Annotated in this window: 24 protein-coding genes and 1 tRNA gene; 10 read left to right on the top strand and 15 right to left on the bottom strand. The window is 69.4% G+C overall.

What is annotated here, in order from left to right; translation table 11 throughout:
• Positions 1 to 32 precede the first annotated feature (32 nt).
• Positions 33 to 968 carry a cation diffusion facilitator family transporter gene (locus tag MRBLWO14_RS10505; RefSeq protein ID WP_341933102.1) on the top strand — a complete coding sequence of 312 codons (936 nt, stop codon included), beginning with the start codon at positions 33 to 35 and terminating at the stop codon, positions 966 to 968.
• Here the strand turns inward: MRBLWO14_RS10505 and MRBLWO14_RS10500 are convergent.
• Complete coding sequence (locus tag MRBLWO14_RS10500) at positions 965 to 2,476, bottom strand: DUF222 domain-containing protein (RefSeq protein WP_341933101.1); 1,512 nt, start codon at positions 2,474 to 2,476, stop codon at positions 965 to 967. The two genes, MRBLWO14_RS10505 and MRBLWO14_RS10500, sit on opposite strands and share 4 nt — an antisense overlap.
• 129 nt (positions 2,477 to 2,605) lie before the next feature.
• Positions 2,606 to 3,193 (bottom strand): MarR family winged helix-turn-helix transcriptional regulator, encoded by a 588-nt coding sequence (locus MRBLWO14_RS10495; protein WP_341933100.1) that lies wholly within the window; start codon positions 3,191 to 3,193, stop codon positions 2,606 to 2,608.
• A gap of 103 nt (positions 3,194 to 3,296) precedes the next feature.
• Here MRBLWO14_RS10495 and MRBLWO14_RS10490 point away from each other — a divergent pair, with 103 nt between their 5' ends.
• Positions 3,297 to 3,947, top strand: coding sequence for a hypothetical protein (locus MRBLWO14_RS10490; RefSeq protein WP_341933099.1), 651 nt, complete (start codon positions 3,297 to 3,299; stop codon positions 3,945 to 3,947).
• A 105-nt stretch (positions 3,948 to 4,052) separates the two neighbouring features.
• Here MRBLWO14_RS10490 and MRBLWO14_RS10485 read toward each other — a convergent pair whose 3' ends face one another.
• Positions 4,053 to 4,637 (bottom strand): TetR/AcrR family transcriptional regulator, encoded by a 585-nt coding sequence (locus MRBLWO14_RS10485; protein WP_341933098.1) that lies wholly within the window; start codon positions 4,635 to 4,637, stop codon positions 4,053 to 4,055.
• A gap of 83 nt (positions 4,638 to 4,720) precedes the next feature.
• On the opposite strand from MRBLWO14_RS10485, the gene MRBLWO14_RS10480 reads away from it, so the two are divergent.
• Complete coding sequence (locus MRBLWO14_RS10480) at positions 4,721 to 5,152, top strand: DUF6069 family protein (RefSeq protein ID WP_341933097.1); 432 nt, start codon at positions 4,721 to 4,723, stop codon at positions 5,150 to 5,152.
• 27 nt (positions 5,153 to 5,179) lie between these two features.
• Here the strand turns inward: MRBLWO14_RS10480 and MRBLWO14_RS10475 are convergent, their stop codons facing one another.
• On the bottom strand, positions 5,180 to 5,698 hold the full coding sequence (locus tag MRBLWO14_RS10475; protein ID WP_341933096.1) for a hypothetical protein: 519 nt from the start codon (positions 5,696 to 5,698) through the stop codon (positions 5,180 to 5,182).
• A gap of 1 nt (position 5,699) precedes the next feature.
• A complete protein-coding gene (gene dcd / locus MRBLWO14_RS10470; protein WP_341933095.1) occupies positions 5,700 to 6,305 on the bottom strand; it encodes a dCTP deaminase in 606 nt (201 codons plus the stop codon).
• Between the two features lie 92 nt (positions 6,306 to 6,397).
• Here dcd and MRBLWO14_RS10465 point away from each other — a divergent pair.
• Positions 6,398 to 6,471, top strand: a tRNA-Gly gene (locus MRBLWO14_RS10465).
• A 70-nt stretch (positions 6,472 to 6,541) separates the two neighbouring features.
• Here MRBLWO14_RS10465 and MRBLWO14_RS10460 read toward each other — a convergent pair.
• A complete protein-coding gene (locus MRBLWO14_RS10460) occupies positions 6,542 to 7,468 on the bottom strand; it encodes a LysR family transcriptional regulator (protein ID WP_341933094.1) in 927 nt (308 codons plus the stop codon).
• A gap of 81 nt (positions 7,469 to 7,549) precedes the next feature.
• Here MRBLWO14_RS10460 and MRBLWO14_RS10455 point away from each other — a divergent pair, with 81 nt between their 5' ends.
• Positions 7,550 to 8,473: an EamA family transporter gene (locus tag MRBLWO14_RS10455; RefSeq protein WP_341933093.1), complete on the top strand. Its 924-nt coding sequence runs from the start codon at positions 7,550 to 7,552 to the stop codon at positions 8,471 to 8,473.
• A 1-nt stretch (position 8,474) separates the two neighbouring features.
• On the top strand, positions 8,475 to 9,425 hold the full coding sequence (locus tag MRBLWO14_RS10450; RefSeq protein WP_341933092.1) for a ketopantoate reductase family protein: 951 nt from the start codon (positions 8,475 to 8,477) through the stop codon (positions 9,423 to 9,425).
• Between the two features lie 207 nt (positions 9,426 to 9,632).
• Here MRBLWO14_RS10450 and MRBLWO14_RS10445 read toward each other — a convergent pair whose 3' ends face one another.
• Complete coding sequence (locus MRBLWO14_RS10445; protein WP_341933091.1) at positions 9,633 to 9,887, bottom strand: hypothetical protein; 255 nt, start codon at positions 9,885 to 9,887, stop codon at positions 9,633 to 9,635.
• Between the two features lie 158 nt (positions 9,888 to 10,045).
• Here MRBLWO14_RS10445 and MRBLWO14_RS10440 point away from each other — a divergent pair, with 158 nt between their 5' ends.
• Positions 10,046 to 10,498 (top strand): BLUF domain-containing protein, encoded by a 453-nt coding sequence (locus MRBLWO14_RS10440; RefSeq protein WP_341933090.1) that lies wholly within the window; start codon positions 10,046 to 10,048, stop codon positions 10,496 to 10,498.
• Between the two features lie 71 nt (positions 10,499 to 10,569).
• Here MRBLWO14_RS10440 and MRBLWO14_RS10435 read toward each other — a convergent pair whose 3' ends face one another.
• From MRBLWO14_RS10435 to MRBLWO14_RS10405, 7 genes are all read right to left on the bottom strand, one after another.
• Entirely contained in the window at positions 10,570 to 12,564 is a 1,995-nt protein-coding gene (locus MRBLWO14_RS10435) for a DUF1349 domain-containing protein (RefSeq protein ID WP_341933089.1), read from the bottom strand.
• Positions 12,565 to 12,664: 100 nt separating this feature from the next.
• Positions 12,665 to 13,594, bottom strand: coding sequence for a carbohydrate ABC transporter permease (locus MRBLWO14_RS10430; protein ID WP_341933088.1), 930 nt, complete (start codon positions 13,592 to 13,594; stop codon positions 12,665 to 12,667).
• Positions 13,584 to 14,534 (bottom strand): sugar ABC transporter permease, encoded by a 951-nt coding sequence (locus MRBLWO14_RS10425; RefSeq protein ID WP_341933087.1) that lies wholly within the window; start codon positions 14,532 to 14,534, stop codon positions 13,584 to 13,586. Before MRBLWO14_RS10425 ends, MRBLWO14_RS10430 begins: the two co-directional genes overlap by 11 nt.
• Positions 14,535 to 14,538: 4 nt before the next feature.
• Positions 14,539 to 15,846: a sugar ABC transporter substrate-binding protein gene (locus MRBLWO14_RS10420; protein WP_341933086.1), complete on the bottom strand. Its 1,308-nt coding sequence runs from the start codon at positions 15,844 to 15,846 to the stop codon at positions 14,539 to 14,541.
• Positions 15,847 to 15,898: 52 nt separating this feature from the next.
• Complete coding sequence (locus tag MRBLWO14_RS10415) at positions 15,899 to 17,524, bottom strand: FAD-dependent oxidoreductase (protein WP_341933085.1); 1,626 nt, start codon at positions 17,522 to 17,524, stop codon at positions 15,899 to 15,901.
• Positions 17,521 to 18,627, bottom strand: a complete 1,107-nt coding sequence (locus MRBLWO14_RS10410; RefSeq protein ID WP_341933084.1) for a LacI family DNA-binding transcriptional regulator — start codon at positions 18,625 to 18,627, stop codon at positions 17,521 to 17,523. The genes MRBLWO14_RS10415 and MRBLWO14_RS10410 overlap by 4 nt, the downstream gene beginning before the upstream one ends.
• A gap of 116 nt (positions 18,628 to 18,743) precedes the next feature.
• The gene (locus MRBLWO14_RS10405; protein WP_341933083.1) at positions 18,744 to 19,595 is read right to left on the bottom strand and encodes an AraC family transcriptional regulator; all 852 of its coding nucleotides are present in this window, start codon (positions 19,593 to 19,595) and stop codon (positions 18,744 to 18,746) included.
• Positions 19,596 to 19,718: 123 nt separating this feature from the next.
• Here MRBLWO14_RS10405 and MRBLWO14_RS10400 point away from each other — a divergent pair, with 123 nt between their 5' ends.
• The gene (locus MRBLWO14_RS10400) at positions 19,719 to 20,264 is read left to right on the top strand and encodes a carboxymuconolactone decarboxylase family protein (protein WP_341933082.1); all 546 of its coding nucleotides are present in this window, start codon (positions 19,719 to 19,721) and stop codon (positions 20,262 to 20,264) included.
• 154 nt (positions 20,265 to 20,418) lie between these two features.
• Positions 20,419 to 21,000 (top strand): sigma-70 family RNA polymerase sigma factor, encoded by a 582-nt coding sequence (locus tag MRBLWO14_RS10395; RefSeq protein WP_341933081.1) that lies wholly within the window; start codon positions 20,419 to 20,421, stop codon positions 20,998 to 21,000.
• Between the two features lies 1 nt (position 21,001).
• Here the strand turns inward: MRBLWO14_RS10395 and MRBLWO14_RS10390 are convergent, their stop codons facing one another.
• Positions 21,002 to 21,988 (bottom strand): alpha/beta fold hydrolase, encoded by a 987-nt coding sequence (locus MRBLWO14_RS10390; RefSeq protein WP_341933080.1) that lies wholly within the window; start codon positions 21,986 to 21,988, stop codon positions 21,002 to 21,004.
• 79 nt (positions 21,989 to 22,067) lie between these two features.
• Here MRBLWO14_RS10390 and MRBLWO14_RS10385 point away from each other — a divergent pair, with 79 nt between their 5' ends.
• On the top strand, positions 22,068 to 23,135 hold the full coding sequence (locus MRBLWO14_RS10385) for a spore photoproduct lyase family protein (protein WP_341933079.1): 1,068 nt from the start codon (positions 22,068 to 22,070) through the stop codon (positions 23,133 to 23,135).
• Positions 23,136 to 23,164: the final 29 nt, after the last annotated feature.

Below are 23,164 nucleotides of genomic sequence, written 5' to 3'. Positions count from 1 at the left end.
CCACCCCGCGTGGACGGGAGTAGCCTGACCGCGTGACGGTCATCATCGCGTTCCTCGCCAATGTCCTCGTGGCGATCGCCAAGACGGTGGCGGCCGTGCTCACGTCGTCGGCGTCGATGGTCGCCGAGGCCGCGCACTCGTGGGCGGATGCCGGGAATGAGATCTTCCTGCTCATCGCCGACCGGCACGGTGCGAAGGCGAAGGACGAGCGGCATCCGCTCGGGTACGGTCGCGCGGCGTTCGTGTGGTCGCTGGTCGCCGCGTTCGGGATCTTCACCGCCGGATCGATCGTGTCGATCATGCACGGCGTGCAGGAGCTGTCGGACACCGGCCCGGTGGAGAGCCCCGGCATCGCGTACGCGATCCTCGGCATCGCGTTCGTGCTCGAGGGGGCGTCGTTCACACAGGCGCTCGTGCGGTCGCGGAAGCTCGCCCGCGAGCGGGGGTCGTCGACGTGGGACTACGTGCTCGAGACGAGCGACACGACGCTGCGGGCGGTGTTCTTCGAGGATGCGGCGGCGCTGATCGGGCTCGTCATCGCCGGCGGCGCGATCGCGATGCATCAGATCACGGGCGTCGCGGCGTGGGATGCGGTCGGATCGATCCTCGTCGGCGTGCTGCTCGGTGTCGTGGCGCTGATCCTCATTCGACGGAACATCGCATTCCTCATCGGGTCGAACGCCTCGCCGGCGTTGCGTGTGCGGGTGGGGCGCGCGCTGCTGACATCGCCGCAGATCCAACGACTCACGTACCTGCATATCGAGTACGTGGGTCCGAACCGGCTGTTCATCGTCGCGGAGGTCGACCTGGCGGGCGACGCGCGGGAGCACGACGTGGCCCGCCGCCTGCGCGAGGTCGAACGGCAGATCGAGTCGCACCCGGTGGTCGAGACGGTCGTGCTGTCGCTGTCGGTCGACGACGAGACGTCTCTCGACTTCGGGGCGCCTGCGGGCGTCGGCACGGTCTAACACGCTCGGGCGAACGGGCGCGGCGCGCTGAGCCGCGGCGGCACGCTGAGCCGCGGTGTTCGCCATCGCTGCTCCGGGTCCCACCAGGCGGGCCCGCGCACCTGCGGGACGCCGGAATGCATGCGGATCTCCCACCCGGAGTGGTCGAGTGATCGGTGGTGCCACCAGCAGAGGGGGACGCCGTTGTCGGTATGGGTGGGTCCGCCTCTGGCGTGTTCGGTGACGTGGTGGATCTCGCACCAGGACGCCGGGACGTGGCATCCGGGGATCAGGCATTCCTTGTCGCGTGCGACGATCGCTCGTCGTTGGTGCACGGTGAACACGCGATCGGTGCTGTCGATCCCGACGATCCGGCCCGCGTCCATGGTGACGCGCTGGATCGTGCCCGAGCAGCCCACCTGGGCCGCGACCCCGACCGGGATCTGGCCGTGCGAGTCACCGTGAGCGCCGGGTAGCGTGGCCCATCCCGCGCCTTCCTCCAGGTCACGTGCGTCGACGGTGACGACGAGCGTCGGCGCTGCTCCGCCGAGAGTCGGCATGTCTTTGTGCCGGGCGGCGATCGCGAGCACGGCCGCGAAAGCGTCGTGACGCTTCTGCATCGCTGTGCGCGCGTCGATCACCGCGCGAGGGTCCGAGTTGAACGGATCCGAGTCGAACGGATCGGGGTCGCGGGGCAGGAACGCGACGCGCGACGCCGACCCCGCTCCGGTGGGGTTGGTGATCGCGTCGATGACGGTTTCGAGTTGCGCGGCGACCTCGGGCGACAGCCACCCGCGGATGGGTCGCAGACCGTGGCGAAGTCGACCCAGCGTGATCCCGCGTCGATGCTGGGCATTGCGGTCATCGGGGTCGGCTCCGTCGGGGTCGAGCACGGCGACGAGCGCATGCGCGAGGTACGCGAGATCGTCGGGGCTGGGCACCGGTCCGTCATCGGCACTCGACGCAGTGTCATCGCCCTCGCCGCCGGCATCACCGCGCTCGCCAGTCTCTGAACCCGGACCGTCTGCATCCCTGCCGCCGCGCCCGCGCGCCGCCTGGGCGAGGCACTCGTCTGCACCTGCTCGCTCGTCGGCAGAGAGCCGCTCCCACGCCTTCTCCACCGGTGCGGTCGCCGCCAGCATCCCGGCGATTCCCACCCTGCCGTCGATGAACGCATCGCGCAGTGCGGGCCATCGCGCCGGCATCCGCTCGCCCGACAGCAGGTTGACGTCGCGCCGCACGAGGCCGACCACCCGACCGATGCGCGTCGCGGCGGATGCGTCGACCGCGAGAGCACGCTGCAGCAGTTCATTCTGCGAGCGACACCCGGCGGCGTGCGGGAGATCGGCAGCGTCTGCGGTGGCGAGCGCCTCGACGACGACGGCTTCCGCGCGACGCAGGACTGCGCCGGCGGCGGCGATGACCGCGATGCGCTCATCGTCGGTCATTCCGGCGAGCGCGTCGTCGCCGAGCGCGCGATCGAGGTCGGAGACGACCTGATCGAGGAGCTCGCGGGTGCGGGATGTCATACCCCCATACAACCCGCCGCCTCCGACATTCAGACCCGAAAACGGGCTGATTTACCCCAGCTCAGAGCAGTATTCCGAAACTCGCTTCCGCCGTTCCGGCATATCCGAAGAACCATGGGAGAGAAGCGCCTACGCACCCCAGTTGTCGGCCAGCTTCCCGAGCAACCGCGCCAACTCGGCCCGCTCCTCGTCTGTGAACGCGGCCAGCGCGCTCCCCAGCATCTCTCGTCGTTCGCCGCGCATCCCTTTCGCGAGGGTGCGCCCCTCGTCGGTCAGCGCGATGCGCGTCCGGCGCGCATCGTCGGGGTCGGCCTCGCGGCGCACCCACCCGTGCGCGACACCCTGCTGGACCAGGCGGGACGCGCGGGGTTGATCGACGCCGATCTCGGCTCCGAGATCACTCACGCTCAAGGGAGAGGATGCCGCGGCGAGCGCCTCGAGCATCCGCATCCGCGCCGGTCCGCCGAAGCGCCCCGACGGGTCGGTCATCCAGGGCGGCATCCCCGCGCGACCCGAGTAGCCCGGGTGGCCCGGGTGACCCGGGTGGCCCGAGCGACCCGGGTGACCGTGCTCGAAGTGGTCGGGGTGCGGCCCGCCATGCCACCCGTGCGGACCATGCCCGCCCGGACCCCGCCCCCGCTCGCCCTGACGCCTTCCACGCAGCCGCGAGAGTGCGCGGGCGATCGCCTCGGTGGAATCTTCGTCTGGAGTCGTCACAGCTCGATTTTACATGCGACTTGACATGTAATCCGAGTCCATGTCACACTACATATACATGCACTGTGACAAGCACATGCACACTGACATTGAAGGACTTCCGATGAACACCACCGATACACAGAACACCGAGCAGACCCCTGACCGCCCCTTCGGCTACTGGCTGAAGGCTGTCGACCGCCTGATGGCCGCGCAGTTCGAGACCGCCTTCGCCGGCGAGCACGCGACTCGACGCGACTGGCGGCTGCTGAACGTCGTCGACGGAACGGCTCCCGCCCGCCGCCCGCTCACGGCGCACAAGCTGCACGATCTCGTCGACCGCGGCTGGGTGGTCGCCGACGGCGACGGCTGGGCGCTCTCCGATGAGGGACGCGCCGCCAAGGACAGGCTCGGCGCCCTCGTCGACGGCATCCGCGCGACGGTCACCGACGCCGTCTCCCTCGACGACCTCGCCACGACGATGTCCTCCCTCGAGAGCATCGCACGCGCACTCGGCTGGGACGAGGGATCGCCGCTCCCGCGCGGACGCGGACGGCACCACCGCCACGGACGCGGTCACCGCTTCGGCGGCCCTCGCGGCTTCGATCACGTCCGCGGCTTCGGGCACCGTCACGGCTTCGACCCGCGCCACGGCTTCGACCCGCGTCACGGCTTCGACCGCGAGCACGGCCACGACTGCGGCCACCGCGGCCACCCCGCCCACGCATTCGAGCGTGGTTTCGACGCCGGCTTCCGTCGCGGTCGCGACGCCTGACCACGGCATCCTCGCAGAGCCCCATCCTCACGCAGGGTGGGGCTCTCTGCGTCTCCGCGCACCTTTCCCGCGCCCGCGCCGCCGCACGGCGACTCACTCCGGCGACTACCGCAGGGCCGGCAGCACCACCTGGTCGATGAGGTCCGCGACCGTCTCCGGATCGAGAGCGCGGCGGCGCAGACTCACGCTGCCGAACGCCGCGGTCGGCACGATCCCGGCGATGAGCGCGACGGGCGCATCCGGGCGCACCTCGCCGCGTTCCTTCCACCGCTCGATCACCGTGGTCAGCACGGCGACGGGCGGTCCGCCGATCACCCGATAGGCGACGGTGCGCAGCTCCTCGTCGCGGCCGATCTCGCTGAGGATGCCGGCGAGCACCGTGGCTGTCCGCTCGTCGGCGTCGGCGAAGTGCCCTGCGGCGGCGAGCAGGTCGCCGCGCAGGGTGCCCGTGTCCGGTGCTTCCGTCGCGACCTGCAGAGCGCGGACCGCGGCGACGACGAGCTCGGCCTTGGTCTCCCAGCGGCGGTAGATCGCCGACCGGCCGCATCGGGCCCGCTCCGCCACCGCCGCGATGGTCGCGCCGTCGTACCCGTCCTCGATGAGGAGGTCCTGCACCGCCGAGAGGATCGCCGCCTCGACTCCTGGGTCGCGCGGGCGACCAGCCGCCCTGCTCGCCTCGTCCGCTCCCACGCGCCCATTGTACATTCCGGGATCGAGCAGTACCGTATATATCGGTACTGCTCAGTACCGTATTCCTCGAGCAAGGAGTCGTCATGGTCACCACCGCATCCGCACAGCCCGTCGCGACCCGACCACGCGCCCGCGCGGCGCTGATCCTCACCGCCGCCGTCGCCATCGCCATCGCACTCAATGCCGTCGTCGCGGCCGTCGCGATCGCGACCGGCGCACCCGCCGCCTACGGACCCCTCACGCCGCCCGCGTTCGGGCTCTTCACCGCGCTCGGAGTCGCCGCCGGGTGGGTCGGCTGGTCGCTCGTGACCCTGCGCGCGAAGGATCCGCGCCGGACGCTGTCGATCCTCGTCCCGCTGGTGACGGTCGCCTCGTTCATCCCCGACGTGCTGCTGCTCGCGCTGGGATTCATCCCCGGCACGACCACCGGCGCCGTGATCGCGCTCATGGTGATGCACGTCGTCGTCGTGGCCGTCGCCGTCCCCGCGTACGCGCTCGCCACGCGAAGGCGCTGACAGAGGGAGGGCGGCGGCGCGACCCCGTCAGCCCAGGAAAGCGGATGCCGTCGAGATCGGCGCGGCGACGGCATCCGCCGCGAACGGCAGCCCGACCGACGTCGCGAGGTAAGCCGCGCCCGCGATCGCGCCGGCCAGCAGCAGGACGAGCACCGCGAACACCGCCACCGCGAGGCCGCGATACGAACCGGGGGCCGGATCCTGCGGCGCCACCGACGGACGGGCCCAGTCGTCGGCGACCGCCGACGGAGCGTCGTCCGCGAGCACAGCCGGACGGCGGCGAGCGCTGCGGGTCGCCGGCAGCTCGGCATCCGCCGGCGGAGGAGGGATCACGGCGTCCGCGGGTGCGATGTCGGCGGGCGGAGGCGTGAGCAGCGCCTCGGGCACGGGGGCGTCGGATGCCGGGGGCGGCGTCAGCAGCCCCTCCGGGACAGGAGTGTCGGATGCCGGAGGCGCGGCGAGCAGCTCGTCGGGAACCGGCGTCGCGGGCGGTGGCGCGACAGCATCCGCCGAGGCGTCCTGCGGGCGTGTGCTGTCGTCGCTCATGTCAGCCTCCGAGGGCTCCGACGTCGGTGACCCCGACGTCGGTGCGGTGGAAATTCTGGAACGACCGGGATGCCGTCGGCCCGCGCTGCCCCTGGTAACGGTTGCCGTAGGGACCCGACCCGTACGGGTTCTCGGCCGGGGACGTCAGGCGGAAGAAGCACAGCTGCCCGATCTTCATGCCCGGCCACAGCTTGATCGGCAGCGTCGCGACGTTCGCGAGCTCGAGCGTCACGTGCCCGGTGAAGCCGGGGTCGATGAAGCCGGCGGTCGAGTGCGTGATGAGCCCGAGGCGCCCCAGCGACGACTTGCCCTCCAGACGCGCGGCCACGTCGTCTGCGAGCGTGACCTGCTCGAACGTCGCCCCCAGCGCGAACTCCCCCGGGTGCAGGATGAACGGCTCGTCGGGTTCGACCTCGATCAGCCGCGTCAGCTCCGGCTGATCGACCGACGGATCGATGAACGGGTACTTGTGGTTGTCGAACAGACGGAAGTAGCGGTCCAGGCGCACATCGACGCTCGACGGCTGGATCATCTCCGGCTCGTGCGGCTGCAGGCCGATCCGGCCTGATGCGAGTTCTGCCCTGATGTCGCGATCGCTGAGAAGCACGGCACCAGCCTAGTTGCCGCGTCAGCGCGACGCTTTGGTCGTGACGTGCCTGGCGGGTAGGCTTGCGATCACCCGGTCTTCGGAACGGGTACGGGGCTGTAGTTCAATGGCAGAACTTCTGCTTCCCAAGCAGACAGCGCGGGTTCGATTCCCGTCAGCCCCTCCACATGTGACTTCCAACGCTATCCCGGACGTTCTGGAGCTACTCCGGACTGAGGATTTCGCGGGGATGCCGTCTACCGGTCAGGTATCAGCCGGTTCGGGTTGAGCCAAGTGGCCGCCGTCTCGGAGAACAGCCCGACCAGTGTCTTGAACCCGGGTTCGGCGAACTCGTGCTCACGCGTGGCGACGTGAAGGTTCCGACGCACAGGCTCCGAGAGCCGACGGAGCTCGACCCCCTCGGGCACCGCTGCCACGGTCAGCGCCGGAACCAGCGCGACTCCGACGCCAGCGGCGACGAGTTCGAGCTGGACGGCGAAGTCCATCGACTGCGCAACGACGCGGGGGCTGAATCCGGCAAGCCCGCACGCTCGCTCCATCATCTCGAAGCACGAGACATCCGAAGTCGGGGCAATCCACGAAGACGCCTCGAAGTCCGACAGCTCGAGGACCGGCCCGATCCCCGAGCCAGATCTGACCGCCAGCAGTACCGGTTCGCTCCCCAGCTTCCGGGTAGCGATGCCCGCTGGAAGATCCCTAGGGACGTTGGAGTACGAGTGCACGACTGCGAGATCGACGCTCCCGCTTGTGAGGGCATTCAGCGATTCCGTCGGCTCTGCCGTGGTCAGATGAAGTTCCAGCGCCGGCGCTGCGCTGTCGTTCAGCCGACGGAAGGCGTCCGCGACGATTGTCCTGGCTGCTGAGGGGAAGGACGAGATCTTGTACAGGCCGACCGTCCCTTCGCGAAGCGCCTCGACTTCGAGTTCCGCGAGGGAGAGCCGATTCACGATCTCGTGCCCGTGCGCGGCAAGCGCCGATCCGGCGGGGGTCAGCACAAGGCGCCTTCCCTGTCGCCGTGTGAGCTGGACTCCGACCTCTTTCTCCAGAGACGCGATCTGCATGGATACGCCCGGCGAGCTGATATGGACCTCTTCGGCCACGGCCGTGACCGTGCCCAAGCGCTCCAGAGCAGCGAGGAGCCGCAGCTTCCTCACGTCAATCATGCATTCTCCTTAAGCTCTGCTTAGGAATATAGTCAGCCACCGTAACTGGTGCTTATCTTTCAATGTTGACACTCTTACACTATGAAGATCAATCGCCCGCTCCTCGCCGGCCTTCTCGTGGTCGCGTTGTGGGCCTCGGCATTCCCTGCGATCCGTGTCGCGGCACCCGCGTTGGGCGTCGTCGGTCTGTCGTTCGTTCGGCTGGCCGTAGCCTCGCTGGCCCTGCTCGTCATGGCGGTTGCGGTGCGGGCGCGCATGCCGCGGCGGGAGGACCTCGGCTGGATCGCGGCATGCGGATTTTTCGGGATGGCCGTGTACCAGCTGCTGCTGAACTGGGGCGAGCTGTACGTTCCTGCGGGCACGACAAGCATCATCGTCGCGGCGGCACCGCTTGTCTCGGTCATGGTTGCCCGCGTGCTCTTCTCCGAGCGAGTTTCGGTCGTGACGGTGGTGGGCAGCGTCATCGCGCTCGCGGGAGTAGCGCTGGTCTGCCTCGCACGTGCGGGAGTCTCCCTGTCCGCAGCCGTCTGGATCGTGGTCGCGGCGATGGTCGTGCAGGGCATCTATCACCCGCTTCAGCGCCCGCTGCTGAAGCGCTACTCGAGTATCGAGGTCGCCTGCTACGCCATGATCGCAGGCACCGTAATGACCATCCCCTTCGTCCCGTTCGACCTCGATGGCCTGTTGAACGCCGACACCGCCGCCTGGCTCGCGGCGATCTACTTGGGGTTGCTCCCTTCCGCGGCCGGTTTCGTCCTGTGGGCGTACGCCGTCGCCCGGATGCCCGTGGCCGTCTCGACCTCCCTCCTGTATCTCGTGCCACCCGTTGCCGTGCTCATCGCCTGGCTCTGGCTCGGTGAGCTTCCGATCCTCCCTGAACTACTTGGCGGCATCGTCGTCATCATCGGGGTCGTCACCATCTCCCAGCTCCCTCGGATGCTCGCAAGACGAGCCGAAGGTCGGCAGAGTCTCCCCGCCGACGCGATTCAGAAAGATCGTCGCTAGCATGCGCGTTCTCGTTGTCGGTGCAGGAGCAGTCGGCGGATACTTCGGCGGCTCCTTGGCGCGTGAGGGAGTCGATGTCGAATTCCTCGTCCGACCTCAGCAAGCACAGGAACTCTCCAGGCGAGGCATGGTCACGGTCTCGTCGACCGGGCATCGCATGACCGACAGAGTCGAGACCGTGACCGCGGATCGTCTCGGTCCCGGATGGGATCTGATCCTCCTCGCGGTGAAAGCGAGAGCACTGAACAACGCTCTCGATGACATTGAAGCTGCCGTTTCGGATGCGACGGCCATCCTTCCGTTCCTCAACGGAGTCGGGCACATCGAGACCATCGCGAACCAGTTCGGGATCCGGCATGTTCTCGGCGGCGTCGCCACCATTGCCTCTGAGCTGAACTCCTCCGGCGAAATCACCCTGCTTGCCCCCGGAGGCTCGGCAGCGTTCGGTGAGCTCGACGGACGCATGTCGGACCGGGTCGCTCGAATCGCGACCATGTTCGAACGGACCGCGATTAACGTATCCACCTCGACCACCATCGTTCAGGACATGTGGGAGAAGTGGTTATTCATGGCCGCAGGAGGAGCGGTCACGACGTTGCTCGGTGCGCCCATCGGGGAGGTGGTCGACGTTCCCGGCGGTCCGGCCATCACCGAGCAGATCGTGTCAGAGGTCTCATCAGTGCTTCACGCCGAGGGGCACGCGCCACGCCCTCAAGCACTGTCGCGGGTATTGTCAACGCTCACCGAAGCCGGCTCTTCCTTCACGACATCCCTGTATCGCGACGTCGTCGCCGGTCGACATACGGAAGCCGAGACGATTCTGGGCGGCATATCACTACTGGCGCAGAACCACCGAATCGAGACGCCCATCACCGATACAGCCGTCGCACGGCTACGGATCTTCGAACGCCGGCTGTCGTTGACGAAGCGAAACGAATCAACGGAGCATTGACACAACAGTTATTCACGCCCGTCCCCGAACAGGGACTTCTCTGCTCCCGTTGTCTGAAGTAGCCGTGGAACGCCCGACTGCGCGACTCGCAAGATCCGCATGAGCTTCGGTCCGAACAAGGAGACCAAAGAGGATCAGTAGTCCGGAATAGCTATGAAAGTGACACCACATGAGCCCGCCGCAGGTCGGCTCCTCCCCGGTGATCGATCAGGATCCCCGCTGCGCGTCGTCCAGCGAGATGACGAGCTTCTGCGCCGAGACTCCGTCGCGGAGAGTGTCGATCGCGTGCTGGACCGCCGCAAGGCCGCGTCCGGCGACACGGGCTTGCGGATAGGGGCGGTGCTCCCCGGAGGCGAGCGCGGCGGGAAGGTAGCGGCCCCAGATGGCGGGGCCGACCGGCGAGGCGGCGATGGCGCTCCCCCAGATGAACGACGGCGTGATGCCACGGGAGCGACTCCGCACCTGCAGCAGCGCAGTGCGGGTCCCGAGCGTCAGGAAGAGGCGGATGCGGGCGAGGGAGAAGCCGCGCCGGCGTGGCTGGTCGACGAGTGACCCGGCGGATCGCGACGAGGACGCCCCGGCGTGCGTCGTGGACGGGAGTGTTTCGCTAGCCTGACCACATGGACCAGGACCACCCGATGCTCTCGCTCGTCTACACCAGTTCCGCAGCGCAGCCCTTCACCGAGGAAGAGCTCAGCGAGCTGCTGGAGAGCAGCAGGGCGGGCAACCGCTCGCGCGGCATCACAGGACTGCTCCTGCACCGCGACGGCGAGTTCGTGCAGATCCTCGAGGGCGACCGTGACGAGGTCGAGCACCTGATGGGGCGCATCGTGCAGGATCGCCGGCACCGCGACGTGCGCATCCTCCTCAAGGAGCCGCTGCACGAGCGCCGCTTCGCGCACTGGACCATGGGCTACGAGTCGCTCTCCGCCCTCGACGCGACACCGGCGGAGGGATACCGCGACTCGTTCGACGACCTCAGGATGGGCGACCACGACATGATCGGACGGGCGCTCATGGAGCTCACCATGTGGTTCCGGGTGCGCGACGCGGATCAGCGCCGGGAGGCGTAGCAGACGCCTCCCGGCGCGTCGCCGGAGATCAACCGACGGAGATCAGCCGAGGGGGATCAGCCGACGGGGGATCAGCCGAGCCGTTGCCTTCGTCGCAGCACGAGCGCGCCCCCGACGCCGAGCAGCAGCGCTCCGGCGAGCACGAACGGCACGGGGTCGGCTCCGGTGGCGGCGAGCGCTCCCGCCCGCGGACGGGGAGCGGCGGCGACCGCTCCGGATCCTGCGGCACCCGCGGCATCCGTTCCCGCGGACGGGTCGGCGCCGCCCGATCCGGCCCCGGGGTCCGTGCCGGGGCCGGGGTCCGTGCCGGGGTCCGTGCCGGCGTCGATGCATGCCGCGTACGCCTCGGGCGTGGGCGAGAAGCGGAACCAGTCGAACGTCGCGGGGAGCTCCGCCGCAGCGGTGGCACCCCGGAAGGCGAACGGCCCGACGTGGGTGTACCGCGGGACGCCGGGAGACGTCTCCAGTCGCACCCGGTTCCCGAACGCCTCGAACGTCGAGCCGTCGTACGAGACAGACGCCTCGATCTCGCGGCCGTCGCTGGTCAGCCGCAGCCAGACCTCGCCGACGTCGGTGCGCTGCTGACTGGTGAAGGCCGGGGAGCCCGCCCCCACCAGTTCGACGACCCGACCAGGCGTCGCCTTGCCGAGGTCGAACTTCAGATAGTTCGTGTCGCTGGCGTAGAGCAGCAGACCGGCCTGCTGGAAGTTCTGCGTCGGGGTCAGGCCGACCTTCGTCGTCACCTGCCACGCCCCGGCGGGCAGCTTCTGCTGCAGCAGCGGTGCCGCCGACACCCCTCCCGTGTAGGTCGGCACGATCAGCGCGCCGTCGGAGACGGTGTGCCGCGCAGCATCCGCCCGCACCGTGCGATCCCACTGGTCGCCCAGCGCGCCGTCGAACTCGTCGGACCCCGGGGCGGCACAGGTGGCGAACAGCGGGTTCGCGGCATCCTCGGCGAACCCGCCGAACGGGGGTTCGATGACCGTCTCCGCCCCGGCCTTCGCCCAGGCGATCGTGCCGCCGAGGCGGTCTCCGGATTCATAGAACAGATACGTCTCGCCGCCGTCGGTCACGACCTCCGGCGATGCCACCCGGCCGGTGTCGGTGCCGAGTCCGCTGGACTCGTGCAGCAGGATCGGGGTCTTCCCCACGTCGCGCAGCGTCGGGTCGATCGTGCGCGCATAGGACTTGCCGCTCGACGCGTGGTACAGCACGTAGAGCTGGCCGTCGTGCTCCCAGAGGTTGGGTCCGGAGACGTTCGCCCCCTCCTCCTCGCCCGGCTCGACGACCGGCACGGGGTCGACGACCCAGGTGCGCCCGTCGACGGACTCCGCGAGCCGGATGCGACGGATGCCGGTGAGACCGCCCGCGATCGGGGTGTCGTCGTTGGCCATGTAGAACATCGCGTAGTTGTACGGCGAGTCGGGATCGGGGTGGTCGAAGACCCGCGCGTACGAGCTTTCGGTGATCCTGCGCGTGCCCGGCACGTCGCCCATCGCGTTCGTGACGGCGATGTCGCCGTACTCGAACGTCACCCCGTCGTCGCTCGTCGCGAAGCGCGTCACCGAGTTGTTGCCGTGGAAGTAGAGGAACATCTTGCCCTCGTCAGCGTTCCAGAACGCGTCGGGGCTGGACACATGCGGCACCGGTCCGTAGTGCGGCGGCCAGTCGTTCGTGATGACGGGCCCCGCGGCATACTCGGTCCACGGACCCTCGAGGCTGTCGGCGTACATCAGCACGATCCCGCCGGGGTCGTCGTGCGGCGCGAGGTAGAGGTACCACTCGCCGAGCGGGTCCGCGAAGTGCTCCCCGGCGTGGAAGACGCTGGGGAAGATGTACTCGTCGGTCGGGTTGTAGATCATGTCGAACTTGTCGGTGATGATCCCCTGGTAGCCGAAGACCGGCCAATCGGCGGGTGGGGGCGCCACCTCCGCGGCGACTCCGCTTCCCGATCCGACGGGTGCCGCCTGCGCGGGCAGGGCGCCTCCCGCCGCCATGACCGCGGCGACGGCGACGGCGGCGAGCGACAGTGCGCGTCGCTGCGCACGTCTGGCTGTCGTTCTCATTGCTTCTCCTTCGGTGGATCCTGCGATGGATGCCCCGGCGAGGGCGCGACGAACAGCGCTCGGTCGGAACCGGGCGTGACGCGAGTGAGGGCGCTCCGGGTCAGCCCTTCAGACCGGTGTGGGCGAGTCCCTGCACGAACTGCTTCTGCGCGAACAGGAAGACGACCAGTACGGGCACGACCGTGAGCGTCGTGGCGGCGAGCTGCACGTTCCACATCGGCCCGCCGTAGGCGTCGACGTACTGCGTCAGCGCCTGCGGCAGCGTGAACATGTCCTTGCTCGACAGGTACACGATCGGCTCGAGGTACAGGTTCCACGACTTCAGGAACGTGAAGATCGCGACCGCGGCGAGCGCGGGTCGAGCCAACGGGAACGCGATGCGCCAGAAGATGCCCCAGCGGCCGAGGCCGTCCATGCGCCCGGCCTCCTCCAGCTCCGTCGGCAGCCCGAGGAAGAACTGGCGCATGATGAACACCGCGAGCACCGCCGGCGCCCCGAGCACGGGGATGACGATCAGCGGCCAGTGCGTGTTGATCAGCCCCAGGGAGTTCACGAAGCGGAACAGCGGGACGATCGTCACCTCACTGGGCACCAGCAGCCCCACGAGCACCACGAGGAAGAGCGCGTTCGCGCCGGGGAAGCGGATGCGGGCGAACGCGTACCCGGCCATGGCGGCGACGAGCATCGTGCCCACCGTGACGAGCGCGGCGATGTAGAGGCTGTTCCAGTACTGCTGCGCGAACGGCTGCAGGCGGAACACCTCGCCGTACGCGTCTGCCGACGGGTTGGCCGGCCACAGGGTCGGGACCTTCTGAAGGATCTCGCTCATCGGCTTGAAGCTGCTCGTGATCATCCACAGCGTCGGGAAGACGAAGGGGATGCTGAGCACGGCCATCAGCGCGATGAGGCCTCCCGCGAACCAGCGCCGGCGGCGGGTGGCGGCACCCGGCCGCTCGCGACGCTCCGGGGATCCGGTCGTGACGGCACGGGTGCTGAGGGACTCCGGCCGGTCGATGACGTCAGTTCTCATTGAAGACCCACCTCTTCCTGGTCTGCCATTGCACGAGCGTCAGCACGAGCACGATGAGGAACATCAGCACGGCGATGGCGCTCGCGTAGCCGAAGTCGTTGAAGCGGAACGCCTGCTGGTACAGGTAGTACACGAGCACGGTCGTGGAGTTGCCCGGCCCGCCTCCGGTGAGGACCGCGATCTGCGCGAACACCTCGAGCGAGCCGACGATGGTGAGGATCATCACGAGCAGGATGGTCGGGCTGATCATCGGCAGCGTGATCGAGCGGAAGCGACGCCAGGCGCCGGCCCCGTCGATCCGTGCGGCCTCCCCGATCTCCTCCGGCACGCCCTGGAGCGCGGCCAGGAAGAGGATCAGGTTGAGGCCGACGTTTTTGAACACCTGCACCACGATCACGGCGAGCATCGCCGTGACGTCGTTGCGCAGCCAGTTCGGCCCCTCGATTCCCACGGTGGCGAGGAAGCCGTTGATGCCGCCGTCGGACTGCAGCAGGAAGCTCCAGACGATGGTCCACGCGACGAGTGAGACGACGACCGGCGAGAAGAAGAACGTGCGGAAGGTCGTCGTCCCCGGCAGCTTCTGGTTGAGAAGCACCGCGAGGAAGAGGGCGAGCGTGACGTTGAGCACGACCAGCCCGATCGAGAACCACAGGCTCGCGAGCAGCGAGTCCCTGAGTCCGGGGTCGGCCAGCATCCGCTCGTAGTTGTCGATTCCCGAGAACACGAAGGTGTTGGCGAGCACGTTCCAGTCGTGCAGCGAGAACCAGAGCACGGCGACGAGCGGGACGATGACGAAGGCGACGGCGCCGAGCACCACGGGGGCGACCATCGTGTACCCGACGATCCAGTCCTGCCGCGTCGCCGCGGAGCGGCGGGGGCGTGCGGGCCGCCCCTTCCGCTCCGCGGTGTCGGCCGCCGCGAGGACGGCGGAGGATGTCATGCGATCAGCCCTCCAGAAGCGGAGCGATCGTCTCGCAGGTGCTGCCGAGCACGGACTCCACGTCGGCGTCCGCGGTCCACAGGGCGTCGAGCTGCGCACGCACCGTGTCCTGGATCTTGGCGAAGTTCGGGTGAGCCGGCTTCGTGACGGCATCCTGGATCCCGTCGACGACCACGGCCTGCAGCTGCTCCTCGGTGAGGCGCGGGTTGCCGGCGGCGAGGGTTTCGGCGTTCAGCAGCGACTCGCGGGGCGGCGGGAAGTACGCGGCGAGCTTCTCGGCGTTCTCCGGCTCCGTGAAGAAGGCGAGGAAATCGGCGGCCACGCCGGGGTTCTCGGCGTTCGCGAACACGCCGATGCCGGCCTGTCCGATCACGTTCTGGCGCCCCTCCGGGCCGTCGGGCAGCGGCACGACGTCCCAGCCGAACGAGTCGTCGAGGGCCGACGCGCGGCTGATCTGCGTGATCGTCATCGCGGCGTCCCCGGCGAAGAAGTCGGCGGTGACTCCGGGCTCGGGCATCGCGCCGTCGACGAAGATCGCGTCGTGGATCCACGTCATCGCGTCGACCATCTCGGGGTCGGTCAGCGTGCAGCTGGCGCCGTCCTCGCTCCACGGCGAGGCACCGAACGACGACCAGATGGTGGCGAGGTTCTCCCACACCTTGTAGTCGAAGTCCCGCACGACGAGACCCTGCTTGCCCGAGGTCGCGGCGGAGGCGGCGGAGATGTCGCGGGCCGCATCGAACGTCCAGTCGCCCGAGGCCACGAGGTCGGCCGGGTTCGGCTGACCGGCCGCGGCGATCTGGTCGGTGTTCACGAACACGGCGAACGGACTGTTCGAGAACGGGTACGCGAAGAGCTTGTCGTCCTGCTGCCAGAGCGCGAGCGAGGAGTCGAGCAGGTCGTCGTACTCGTACCCCTCGTGGTCCTGCAGCGTGCCGGTGATGTCGTAGAGGGCACCCGACGAGACGAACTCCGGGGCGTAGCTCTCGAGGATCCAGCCGAGGTCGGGGGCGTTGCCTCCCGCGAGCTGGGTCGTGAGCGTCGTCGTGTAGTCGTCGAACGGGATCGGCTCGAAGGTGACCTTCGAGACCAGCTCCGGGTTCTCGGCGACGTACTCGTCGGCGATCTCCTGGAACAGGCCGAGCTGCGTCTCGTCGGCCGTCCAGACCGTCATGCGGAGCTCGACGGGCTCGTCGGGGGTGGCGGTGCCCTCGGGGCTCCCGCTGCATCCGGCGAGCACGAGGGCGACGGCGGCGATGCCGGCCCCGGCCGTCAGCGGCAGACGCCGACGACGCGATGCGGATGTGCTCATGGTTGTCTTCTCCTTGCTGTGCTGTGATTCGGGTGGGTAGTGGGTGGGGTGGTCAGTAGGCGTAGACGCGGCCCTCCGGCCAGTGCAGCTCGACGCCGGCGGCCTCCAGCTCGCGCTGGTAGTCGGAGCGGATGCCGGCGTCGCCGTGCACCTCGTGCGGAGTGGTGTCCGTCGCGGCGCAGTAGGCGGCGAGGTGGCCGGCCGCCTCGCCGACGTTCCACTCCACGGGGTGCAGCCGGTAGCAGCCGTTCGTGATGTGCGTCGTGCCGATGTTCTTGTTCGCGGCGAGCAGGTTGGCGGTGCGCTGCGGGATGAGCGCGCCGAGCGGGATCTCGAAGGGCGTGGAGGCCACGTCGATGTAGGTGTCGCCGCCCGTGGAGGGGTGCAGATCGATGCGGTACATGCCGACGCCGACGGACTCCTCGTACCTGGTCGCGCCCTCGTCGCCGCGCACGTCGTACGACACATCGTTCTCGGTGACCGTGGTGAGCGCGCGGATCCGGCGGGATTCGCGGTGGTACGGGGCCTGGGCGAGCCCGTCGTCGGACCCCATCACATCGGGGCGCAGCCGCAGGCCCGGGTATCCGGTGCCCCCGTCGGCGCGCGGGGCCTCGGTCTGCATCCAGTACATCATCGACAGCGACAGCTGCCGCGCCCGCCGGTAGTGCTCGAGCTCCGCGTCGCGCGACACATCGAGCACCGGGGCGAGGAAGTAGTCGATGCTGGGCCAGTTCACGAGGCAGATGTCGCTCTCGTAGAAGCCCTGCTCGAACTGGTCGCGCGCGGCGATGCGGCGGAACGTCCACAGGTTCGCGTCGCCCGCATTGCGCGACTGGTCGGCGTCCACCTCGGCGACGTCATCGCCCGGGTTGGGGTCGAACGCACGCGTGCCCATCTCGAGGGTGCGGGGGTTCGGGGCCTCCCACGACAGCATCCGGCTGCCCTGCCAGGCCTCGGGCAGGTAGTCGCGCCAGAAGTCGTAGTCGGCCGGACGCTCGATCGTGTGGTCGCCGTCGACGTGCTCGATCGCGAAGCACACGCTGAGCGCCTGCACGTTGTCGGGCTGGGCCTCGTCGGGGGCGCTGGGCTCGCCGGTCTCGGTGCGCGACTCGAAGCCGGTCACGTACTCGGTGCCCGACAGCGGCAGCAGCTCGCCGGTCTCGGTCGCGTCGAGCACGTACTGCGCGGTGACCGAGACGGTCTCGCCGTCGACCTCCGACTGCAGCGTGACGCGGGTGATGCGGTCTCCGTCGACGTCGGCCGCGACGGGACGCACGCGTTCCAGCAGGCGGATGCGGCCCGTCGACCGGTGCGGGGCGAGCATCTCCTCCAGCACGCCGACGGCGATCCGCGGCTCGTGGCACAGCTTCGACACCCAGCCCGCACCGGGGTTGAGGTCGGCGCGGCCCTTCGCGGCATCCGTCAGCGGATAGCGGCGACGGTAGACCTCGCGGATGCCGTCGCGCAGCTGCCGGTAGCGGGCGGTGATGCCGAACTCCTCCACCCAGGGGTGCTCGTCGGGCGGCACCGCCTGCGAGGTGAGCTGGCCGCCGATCCACGGGTACTCCTCGGTGAGGATCACGTGGGCACCTCGGTCGGCGGCGGCGAGGGCGGCGGCCACGCCGCCGAGTCCGGCGCCCACGACGAGGATGTCGGTGGTCAGTTCTCGCGTTGTCACGAAGGGTTCCTTTCGAAGGGTCGGGTGAGGGAGGGGGCCAGCGCGACGGTGTCACCCTCGACGTCAGGGCAGTCGATGATCTGGTGGTAGTCGGCGTCCGTGAGCCGCAGGGCGGCGGAGGGGCGGACCGAGGAGCGGCGGGTCGGCTCGGCATCCTGATGCACGATCCGCGAGAGCAGCACGAGGGCGCGGGCGCCCATCTCCTCGCGAGGGACGGAGAAACCCGACCACCGGCGCCCGCGGCGCAGCGGCAGGTGCGGCTGACCGAGCAGCACGACCGACAGATCGCGCGGAACGGCGAGCCCCCTCGCCTCGAGCGCGTCGGCGATCTCGTCCGGGTCGTTCTCGGGGGCGAGCAGCAGGGCCGTGATGCCGCGCTCGACGATCTCGTCGGTGCCGCGGGCGCCGTCGCGCAGGTCGAGGAAGCGGGGCGTGAGCCCCTTGGCCTTCATCGCGTCGCGGTAGCCGTCGACGCGGTCGCGCGTCGACTGGTCGTCGCTGCGCGCGCCCGCATAGGCGATCTGGGTGTGTCCGAGAGCGACGAGCCGATCGACCTGCCGCGCGGTGGCCGTGACGTAGTCGGCGCCGACGTACGGGAGCAGGTGCTTGTCGGTCTCGCGCTTGCCGATGAACACGAACGGGTAGTTCGTGTCGAGCAGGTGCTGTAGCTCTTCGCGGTCCTCCTGCTGCCCGAGCAGCAGGCATCCGTCGGCGATGCCCAGCCGCTGCCACCCGTCGCCCGCGAGCCGGCGTCGTCCGTCGACCACCCGCGCGGAGGTGAACAGCAGCATGTCGACGCCGAGCTGCTCGGCCGCCTCCTCGATGCCGTTCAGGAAGGCGCCGTAGAAGTCACGGCCTCCGCGCGGGAACGTCTTCTCGTAGGTGAAGACGCCGAGCAACTGGTTCTTGCCGCCGGCGAGGCGCTGCGCCACCGGGTTGGCCGAGTACCCCGTGATGCGGAGCGCCTCGAGCACCCGATTGCGCGTGGCCTCCGAGATGCGTACGCCCTTCGGCGTGTGCCCGCTCAGCACGATGCTGACGGTCGCCTGGCTGACGCCGGCGAGAGCGGCGACATCGGCCTGCGTCGAGCGGTGGTGCGGCATCGATCCTCCTTGATCGCCTGCGGGGTATTCCCTCACTCTGGCGATAGAGGACCGAGGTGGTCAACGTGATAATACGCATTATTAGCGCGGATGCCGGGGGCGTCTCCCCTGGCGCGTCAGGCGGCGAGCGCGAGCCACGCCCTCGGACTGCATCCGAGTCGCTGGGAGAACGCGCGGGAGAACGCCGAGGCGCTGGCGTAGCCGAGCTCCGCCGCGATCGTGCCGACCGGCGTGCCGGCGCGCAGCTGCTCCTGCGCGATCGTGAGTCGCCATTCCGTGAGGTAGTCGGCGGGCGTGGTGCCCACCACGTCTTTGAAGCGGGCGGCGAAAGCGCTCCTCGACATGGCCGCGGTGCGGGCGAGAGCGTGCAGCGTCCACGGCTCGCCCGGTGCCTCGTGCACGGCGGACAGCGCGAGTGCCAACCGCTCGTCGGAGAGCCCGGAGAGCAGTCCGGGCGGCAGCGCGAGCCGCTGGGGGTTGTCGAGCATCCACCGCAGCAGCTGGATGAGCACGACCTCGAACAGCCGGTCGATGAGGATCGGGTGCCCGCAGCGTGCATCGTCGACCTCCGCGAAGAGCAGGTCGAGCGCCGGTCGCAGCGTCGCGACCTCGGCGAGGGGCAGGACGACGACCGACGGCAGCGCGCGCACGAGCGGATGCTGTGCGCCGCCATCGAGCTCGACGGTGGCGCACGCGAAGTCCGACTCCTCGGTCGGCGCGCCGACGAAGACGTGCTCGGTCGGCCGGGGGAAGAACAGCAGACTCGGCTCGGTCACGGCGATCCGGTCTGAGGAGCCGTCTGGCCGCCTGACCTCCATCTCCATCTCCCCCTCCCGCAGGACGTGCAGGAATCCGCGCCCGGCCTCGGCGGGGAACGCGGTGACTCCGCACAACGGCCCGCTGTGGAAGAGGCGGGTGCGCACCCGGAATCGCGCGAGCAGGGGCGAGAGGCGATCGACGGAGGGCATGGGCTCATCATCTGGACTATCTGTCAATTAGTCAAGACGGAATGGTGCGTATCGTCCACGGTCGATCGGAAGGATGGAGTCATCGCCACCCGCGTGAGGGTGGCCCGATCAAGGAGTAGAACCATGGCCAACGTCCCTCTCATCGACCGCAACGACACCACCGGCACCGTCAGGGAGCACCTCGACGAGATCTCGGGCGCCTTCGGCACCGTGCCGGCGATGTTCCGCGCGGTGGCCAACTCGCCCGCCGCACTCGCGAGCATGTGGGGCTCCTTCGGCGCTTTCGGCGGCGGGACCCTCGGTGCGGCCCTCGGCGAGCAGATCGCCGTCGCGGTCGCCGATCGCAACTCGTGCGAGTACTGCCTGGCCGCGCACACCGCGCTCGGGAAGAGGGCGGGACTCACGCGCGACGCCCTCGCCGCCGCACAGCACGGCGAGTCGGACGATCCGAAGACCGCTGCGCTCCTCGCGTTCGCGCTCGCGCTCGTGAACGACCGGGGCCAGCTGTCTCCGGCCGACGTACAGGCGGTCCGCGACCAGGGCTGGACCGACGAGCAGATCGTCGAGACCATCGGCCAGGTCGCGCTCAACCTCTTCACGAACTACGTGAACATCGCCCTAGACGTCCCGATCGACTTCCCCACCGTCCCGCTCCGCCGCGCGCGCTGATCGCTCCGGCATCCACCAGGTCGTCGCCACCAACTTCCAGACGGTGGCGGCGGCCAACGGATACTGGCGGCGGTGACGTCGGGCGGCGGCTACCACCTTTCCCCGCCCGTTTCAAGCACGCGCGCCACTTCCTGCCGCGTGCGACGATCAGGTCATGGACGCTCCCACCCCGCTCTCCTCCTCCGGTGAGGATGCTGCGCGGGGTGCGGAGCGCCGGCTGATGGCCGAGGCAGCCGCAGGCGGACAGGCCGCCCTCGCGCAGGTGTACGACCTCACCTCCGCGCAGGTGTTCGGCCTGATCCTCGGCGTCGTCCGCGACCGGACCGCGGCCGAGGAGGTGCTGCAGGAGACCTACCTGCACGCCTGGCAGCACGCCGCCGATTTCGACGCCTCCCGCGACACCATCGCGGTGTGGCTGTGCGGCATCGCGCATCGGTACGCCGTCGCCCATCTGCGGTCGGTCGAGGCGGAGGCAGAGGCAGAGGGCGGAGCCGCCGACGAGGAGTCCTACGCCGACCGGCTCAGCGAGGCGATGCGCAGCCTCCCGCCCGAGCAGTCGCAGTGCATCGCGCTCGCGTACTACGCCGGGCTGACGCAGTTCCAGATCGCCGCCCGCACGGCGCAGACGCTCGCAGCGGTACGGTCGCACACCCGCGCCGGGCTCTCCGGACTCCACGACCACTCCCAGCGGGCCCGGCCCGAGACCGCCGCCACCAGGACCCCCGAGCCCGCCTGAGTCAGTCCCTGGCGTGCCGCGCGCCCGACCGGTACGCGCGCCAGAGGATCTGCGCGTGGTCCTCCTTGGCATCGGCGACGCCCGCCTCGTCGCCGCGCAGCGCGCTCACCCACTCGCGCACCCGAGCCGCGACGGCGCCGACGATCATCGCGAGATCGGTACGGACGGGCGGGGGCGTCAGCGCCTCCTCGTCCGACATCCGGCCCCGCGCAGGCAGGTCGTCGTCCAGATGCCGCATCGTGAGCTTCGCGACCCCCACGGCGTGCGCGTTGATGATCGAGTGCGCCGCCCCCTCGATCTCCCAGCGGGACGCCGACGGGCAGGCGGCGATCAGTCGCGAGTGGAAGCGCCGCGACGAGGTCGCATCGTGCTCACCGCGGATGAACAGCATCCGCGTCGAGAGTCCGCCGACGGCATCCGTGATCCGGTAGCGGAGCATGTGCGGCAGCACCCGGAGGAAGTACACGGGGCCGCAGAGGATGTACGCCGAGACGGCGATCATGGCCAGGTGCAGCGACTCGCGCAGCGACGACTGCAGGAATCGCACCGCCTGGCGGAAGACGGTGGCCTCGTGCTCGTCGACGACGGGGCTCACGAGCACGGCGTGACGCAGGTCGGGCCTGCGCGTCAGCACCTCGGTGACGATCTGCGACCCCATCGAGTGGCCGATGAGAACCGGCGTCGACAGTCCGTAGTGGTCGAGGACCGCCTCGACCTGGTCGGCGAAGAAGGAGATCGACGGCGTGCGTTCGCGGGGTTTCGCGACGCCGGCGAATCCGGCGAGGTCGAGGGCGTACACGTCGCCCCGCTGCGCGAGCGTCGGTGCGAGGAACTCGAAGTAGCTCGCCGCGACGCCGATGCCCGCGACCAGCACGAAGGGCTCCCGACCCGCCGCCGCGGTCGTCGTCACCCGGGTGACGCGCGTGGTCGCCGACGGCGAGGTCACGTGCTCGACGATCACCTCTGGCCTGTCCGATCCGCTCGTCACCCCTCCACCCTGCCAGTCCGCGGCACGGATGCCGCGCGGACGGACCCGCGATGTCGGTGCCCGGGAGTAGACAGGAGGCATGCGTGCGCCCTCTCCCCTGCTCGACGTCAGGCGGATCTATGCGGAGCCGGATGCCGCGCGCTCGCCCCGCGGGCAGGAGATCATCGCCCGGTGGCCCGACGCGGCGATCGTGCCGGTCGCGTCGCACTGGCAGATCCCCGAGGTGCACGGTGACGAGCGCAACGTGGCGCGCTGGGTGCGCATCAAGACCGAGGCGCTCGTGCTCGGCGAGAAGAAGAGCGTCGCGACACGGGTCAACGGCCGCTCGGCCGACTTCATCGCCCCGTCGCTCGCGAACGGCTGCGCCATGGCCTGCGCCTACTGCTACGTGCCGCGCCGCAAGGGCTACAGCAACCCGGTCACGGTGTTCACCAACATCGACCGCATCACGGCGCACCTCGCCCGGCACGTCAGCAAGCAGGGGCCGAAGACCGAGCCGAACCAGTGCGACCCCGAGGCGTGGGTGTACGACATCGGCGAGAACAGCGACTGCTCGGTCGACGCGATGATCAGCGAGAACGTGCGCGACGTCTGCGACCTGTTCCGCATGCTCCCCACCGCGAAGGCGTCGTTCGCGACCAAGTTCGTCAACCGCGACATGCTCGACTGGGATCCGCTCGGCCGCACCCGCATCCGCTTCTCGCTCATGCCGGCATCCGTCGCGAAGGTCACCGACATCCGCACGTCGCCGATCGCCGAGCGCATCACCGCGATCGACGACTTCGTCGAGGCCGGCTACGAGGTGCACCTCAACTTCTCGCCGATCATCGTCACGCCCACCTGGGTCGAGGAGTGGACCGAGCTGCTCGTGCACCTCGACGACGTGCTGTCGCCCGCGGCGAAACGGCAGCTGGCGGCCGAGGTCATCTTCCTCACCCACAACGAACGACTGCACGAGGTCAACCTCGGCTGGCATCCGAAGGCCGAGGACCTGCTGTGGACGCCGGCGACCCAGGAGGCCAAGGTGTCGCAGAACGGCGCCGTCAACGTGCGATACCGCGCCGACCTCAAACGCGCGCACGTCGAGACCTTCACCCGGCTCGTCGCGCGCCACCTGCCCTCGTGCCGCATCCGGTACGCGTTCTAGATGTCAACCCTCGCGCACCTTCCGGATCG

The organism is Microbacterium sp. LWO14-1.2, assembly GCF_038397715.1.
Classification (GTDB): domain Bacteria; phylum Actinomycetota; class Actinomycetes; order Actinomycetales; family Microbacteriaceae; genus Microbacterium.
The sequence above is the reverse complement of the archived record's forward strand: the minus strand, read 5'-3'. Positions and strand labels throughout refer to the sequence as shown.